We start from the raw sequence: 5,081 nt of genomic DNA, 5'->3' as shown, positions 1-5,081 counted from the left end.
GCGCTGGAGGCGCTGGGCAATCGCGGGGTCGAGGTCCTCTCCTGCGGCGTCTGCCTCGACTTCTTCAAGAAGAAGGAGAAGCTGGCGGCGGGAGGAGTCACCAACATGTTCACCATCGCCGAGAGCCAGCTGAAGGCACGGAACGTCGTGCGGCTGTAACCGCAGGAGTCGGGCTGTTAACGTCCCCCTTTGGCAAAGGGGGATTTAGGGGGATTTGATTTTCCGACTCAGAGGCAAATCCCCCCCGCCCCCCCTTTGCCAAAGGGGGGAGGGTATCGTTCTAGCTCGTTGGCCGCGTCGCCGTAACTATCGGCCTTCCCGATATTTTGCTTGACAATGTGCCGGAATATCCACTAAAGTGACTCTCTTGCCGCGGGATACCTGCGCGCCCTTGCCGGCGCTTTGCGCGGTGTCACTAAAATAAACGAGCAATCACGGTAACTTGTAAGGTTCCATGTTCGCAACATTATCAGATAAACTCGACCTGGTTTTCAAGAAGCTTCGCGGTCAAGGTGTAATGACCGAGGACAACGTCAAGGACGCGCTGCGTGAAGTGCGCCTGGCGCTGCTCGAAGCCGACGTAAACTTCAAGGTCGTGAAAGATTTTATAGAGAAGGTCCGCGTCCGATCGATCGGCACGGAGGTGCTGCAGAGCCTCGCCCCCGGCCAGCAGGTGATCAAGATCGTCCACGACGAGCTGGTCGAGCTCATGGGCGGTTCCGAGGACAACTCTCTTGACCTGGCAGCCAAGCCGCCGGTCGCCATCATGATGGTCGGCCTTCAGGGTGCCGGTAAGACCACCTCGTGCGGCAAGCTGTCGAGATACCTGAAGGCGACGCTGAAGAAAAAGCCGCTGCTCGTTCCCGCCGACATCTACCGTCCGGCCGCTATCGAGCAGCTGAAGGTGCTGGGTCGTCAGCTCGGCATCGAGGTCTTTGATTCTTCCGCTGACCAGAAGCCGCTGGAGATCTGCCGCGCCGCGCTGCGTTACGCGACCCTCAACGCCTTCGACGTCGTCATCTACGATACCGCCGGCCGCCACCAGATAGACGACTACCTGATGAACGAGCTGGAGGGGATCCGGGACGAGCTGGCACCGCGCGAGATCCTCTTCGTCGCCGACGCCATGACCGGCCAGGAGGCCGTCAACGTGGCATCCGGCTTCAACGAGCGCCTCGGCATCACCGGCGTTATCCTGACCAAGCTTGACGGCGACGCCAAGGGCGGGGCTGCTCTCTCCATCAAGGCCGTGACCGGCAAGCCGGTCAAGTTCGTGGGCCTTGGCGAGAAGCTCGACGCGCTCGACGTCTTCCACGCCGACCGTCTGGTCTCCCGCATCCTCGGCATGGGCGACGTGCTGACCCTGATCGAGAAGGCGCAGGCTACCTTCGACGAGAAGGAGTCCGAGCGTCTCCAGCAGAAGATGAAGAAGAGCGGGCAGTTCGACCTGGAGGATTTCAGGAACCAGCTGCAGCAGATAAAGAAGATGGGCTCGCTCGAATCGATAATGGGCTTGATCCCGGGCATGGGCAAGATGATGAAGCAGATGCAGGGCGCCCAGCCTTCCGAGAAGGAGCTCAAGCGCATCGAAGCCATCATCGACTCGATGACCGCGAAGGAGCGGGCGAACCATACGATCATCAACGGCAGCCGGAGGATCAGGATTGCCAAAGGCAGCGGCACCAGCGTCCAGGAAGTGAACCAGCTCCTGAAGCGCTTCACCGAGGCACAGCGGGTGGTCAAGCAGTTGCAGAAGATGGGCCCCAAGGGTCTTATGAAAGGCATGAAGGGGATGGGCAAGGGGATGTTTCCCTTTTAGCAGCCCTCCTTTGACGACAGCGATAAATCAAGTAGAGTTAGTACGTTCAGATAGACCACTTACACGATTGCGGATCATAGATCCGAGAACACCAGGAGGAAGCAAATGGCAATAAAGATCAGACTTGCACGTGCAGGCGCTAAGAAGAAACCTTTTTACCAGGTAGTAGTTGCAGACTGCCGTAGCCGCAGGGACGGTCGTTTCATCGAGAACGTCGGTACCTACGACCCCAACAAAAACCCGGCAGTGTACAACCTGGAAGAAGGCAAGACCCTTGAGTGGCTCGGCAAGGGAGCTCAGCCCACCGACACGGTCAAGCAGATCCTGAAGAAAACCGGCATCTGGGAGAAATTCGTCTCTCCGGCCGCTTAATTCTCGTCAGTTCCGGTCAGCCGGTCATCCCACACTACAGAGGATAGCGACATGAAAGAGCTTGTAGAGACCATCGCCAAGGCACTTGTTGATGACCCGACCCAAGTCAGAGCTACCGAAGAGTTGGAAGAAGACACCACAGTCATCAAGCTCACAGTTGCGAAGGAAGACATGGGCCGCATCATTGGCAAGGAGGGTCGCACTGCAAAGGCGATCCGTACCCTCCTGAACGCTGTTTCCACAAAGGATAACAAGAAAGCAATCCTTAAAATCGTAGAGTGATAGATGTCCGGTAGTAAGAATGTAGTGATCGGAAAGATCCAGGCTCCGCATGGAATCAAGGGACAGCTGCGCGTCATCCCTTTTGCCGGCGACGCCTCCAGTATTTCCAAGCTTAAAAGCGTCTTCGTGAAATCCCCGACCGGGGCCATGGAGGAATTCTCCGTGGTTTCCGCAAAGGCGCACGGCAAACGGGTGATCCTGACCCTGAAGCCTTTTGACAACATCAACCAGGTGCTGCACCTTGTCGGCCGCGAGATCTGGGCCGACAGGGGCACTCTTCCTGAACTCCCCTCCGACGAGTTCTACTGGTCGGATCTCCTGGGACTCGAGGTCGTATCCGAGGAGGGGGAAGTGCTCGGTGAGTTGATCGACATCATCGAGACCGGCAGCAACGACGTGTACGTGGTAAAGAAAGACGGGCGCGAGATCCTGATCCCGGCGCTCGACGATGTGGTGCTGGCGGTCGATCTGGATGCCAGCAGCATGACGGTCTCTCTTCCCGAGGGGCTGCTCGATCTATGAAATTCGACATTCTGACCCTGTTCCCGGCAATGTTCGACGGGCCGCTGACCGAGAGCATCCTCAAGCGCGCCACCGAGAACGGGTTGATAGAGATCGCCCTGCACAACATCCGTGACTGGGCTCTCGACAAACATGCCACGGCCGACGACGCCCCCTATGGAGGCGGAGCCGGGATGGTCATGAAGGTCGAGCCCATTGCCGGGGCGATCGAAGCGGCCAAGGAGAGGAATCCCGACTCCAAGGTGATCCTGACCACCCCCTGCGGGCGCCCCTTCGACCACACCGTGGCGGAAGAACTCTCGCGGGAGGAAGGACTCATCATCATCTGCGGCCGCTATGAAGGGGTCGACGAGCGGGTGCGGAAACTCTTCGTCGATGAGGAGATCTCCCTGGGTGACTTTGTCCTCACCGGCGGGGAAATCGCCGCGATGGTGATAGTCGACGCTGTTTCGCGCCTGGTTCCCGGGGTATTGGGACATGGCGACTCCGCTCTTTATGATTCATTCGCCGATGGACTGCTGGAGTATCCGCAGTACACCAGGCCCCCCGAATTCAGGGGTGAGAAGGTTCCCGACGTGCTCCTTTCCGGCAACCATGCCGAGATCGCCAAGTGGCGGCGCAAGGAGTCGATCATGCGAACCCTCGCCTCCCGCCCGGAACTCCTCGACAACCTCGAGTTGAGCCCGGCTGACAAAAAGCTTTTGGCCGGGGTGCTTAAATGAGCGCCGCTGCCAACTTCAGCATCGCGCTGATACACTACCCGGTCTATGACAAGAACCATGACATCGTGGCCACGGCGGTCACCAACCTGGATATTCACGACATAGCCAGGTCCGCCCGCACCTTCGGCGTCTCGCGCTACTACATAGTCACTCCGGTGGAGGAACAGCGACGGCTCGTTGGGAAGATCACGACGCACTGGCTCGAGGGTTGGGGTTCCACCTACAACCCGAAGCGGAAGCTGGCGCTGGAGCTGGTGCAGACGGAAACGACGCTGCAGGCTGCCATCAGCGACATCGAGCAGCGGACCGGAAAGAGGCCGAAGCTGATCGTGACCGGCGCCTCCGGCAGGCCCAACAGTGTGAGCTTTGACAAGTTGAAGTCCCTGATGGATGAAGCGCCGGATCAGCCTTTCCTGCTCCTGCTCGGTACCGGATGGGGACTGACGGAGCAGGTTTTCAACAGCAGCGATTACGTGCTGGAGCCGATCAGCGGCGGTGGGGATTACAACCATCTTTCCGTCAGGTCGGCAGCAGCCATCATGCTGGACAGGCTTTTCGGGCGTTAGAGAGTCTTCTCCCCCCTTTGAAAAAGGGTGCCGGGGGGATTTGGCAATATTGGCAGCGGTGGAAAATCCCCCTAAATTCCCCTTTGTTAAAGGGGGACTTGAACGGGTAAATGATATAGCTAGCAGTGAACAGTAGAAATCGGCATTTGCCACAGTTTAAATCTTGCAAGTCTAGAGGTTACAGATAAGGGAGGAAGTGCAACATGAACAAGATTGACATGATTGAAATGGCACAGATGAAGAAGGCGATCCCCAAGTTCGTTCCCGGCGACACCATCAAGGTGCAGGTAAGGATCGTTGAGGGTGACAAGAGCCGTATCCAGGCTTTCCAGGGCGTCTGCCTTGGCCGTCAGAACGGCGGTATCCGCGAGTCCTTCACCGTGAGGAAGATCTCCAACGGCGTCGGCGTCGAGAGGGTTTTCCCGCTGCACTCGCCGTCCGTTGAGGCGATTGAAGTTGTGACCCGCGGCCAGGTGCGTCGCGCGAAGCTTTACTACCTGCGCAAGCTGCGTGGCAAGGCTTCCAGGATCAAGGAAAGAAAATACGTCGCCGGCCAGTAACAGGTCAGCGCGAAGTTCTCGTAAGAAAAGCCCCGGTCGGATCGACCGGGGCTTTTCTTATTGTGCGCCCGGCAGGGCGCGTGGTGCGTAAGCACCATCGAATCAGCCGTGGTGGCTGGTTCGTGACTTGGAGGTGCAAGTCCTCTACGGACCCTGATGGTGGGAACCGTTAGCCGAACGGCAAGGGTGTCCGGGGCGACCCGGAATCTGAAGGAAGCCGCAGGCAAAGCCCCGGCCT

General features: G+C 58.4%; 7 protein-coding genes and 1 pseudogene. All 8 read left to right on the top strand.

Annotation, left to right across the window (positions count from 1 at the left end):
- Positions 1–159: pseudogene (locus tag AC11W3_RS04075) on the top strand (sulfurtransferase-like selenium metabolism protein YedF); the annotation flags it as partial.
- Positions 160–454: 295 nt separating this feature from the next.
- The gene (gene ffh / locus AC11W3_RS04070; protein ID WP_484089652.1) at positions 455–1,819 is read left to right on the top strand and encodes a signal recognition particle protein; all 1,365 of its coding nucleotides are present in this window, start codon (positions 455–457) and stop codon (positions 1,817–1,819) included.
- 105 nt (positions 1,820–1,924) lie between these two features.
- On the top strand, positions 1,925–2,191 hold the full coding sequence (rpsP, locus tag AC11W3_RS04065; RefSeq protein ID WP_484089651.1) for a 30S ribosomal protein S16: 267 nt from the start codon (positions 1,925–1,927) through the stop codon (positions 2,189–2,191).
- 51 nt (positions 2,192–2,242) lie between these two features.
- Positions 2,243–2,473, top strand: a complete 231-nt coding sequence (locus AC11W3_RS04060; protein ID WP_250680625.1) for a KH domain-containing protein — start codon at positions 2,243–2,245, stop codon at positions 2,471–2,473.
- 3 nt (positions 2,474–2,476) lie between these two features.
- Positions 2,477–2,995 carry a ribosome maturation factor RimM gene (gene rimM, locus AC11W3_RS04055; protein ID WP_484089650.1) on the top strand — a complete coding sequence of 173 codons (519 nt, stop codon included), beginning with the start codon at positions 2,477–2,479 and terminating at the stop codon, positions 2,993–2,995.
- Positions 2,992–3,717: a tRNA (guanosine(37)-N1)-methyltransferase TrmD gene (gene trmD / locus AC11W3_RS04050; protein WP_484089649.1), complete on the top strand. Its 726-nt coding sequence runs from the start codon at positions 2,992–2,994 to the stop codon at positions 3,715–3,717. Before rimM ends, trmD begins: the two co-directional genes overlap by 4 nt.
- Positions 3,714–4,283: an RNA methyltransferase gene (locus AC11W3_RS04045; RefSeq protein ID WP_484089648.1), complete on the top strand. Its 570-nt coding sequence runs from the start codon at positions 3,714–3,716 to the stop codon at positions 4,281–4,283. The genes trmD and AC11W3_RS04045 overlap by 4 nt, the downstream gene beginning before the upstream one ends.
- A 203-nt stretch (positions 4,284–4,486) precedes the next feature.
- The gene (rplS, locus tag AC11W3_RS04040; protein WP_484089647.1) at positions 4,487–4,843 is read left to right on the top strand and encodes a 50S ribosomal protein L19; all 357 of its coding nucleotides are present in this window, start codon (positions 4,487–4,489) and stop codon (positions 4,841–4,843) included.
- Positions 4,844–5,081 lie beyond the last annotated feature (238 nt).

It is taken from the genome of Geomonas sp., from assembly GCF_056994735.1.
This window is presented reverse-complemented; position numbering and strand designations above follow the sequence as displayed.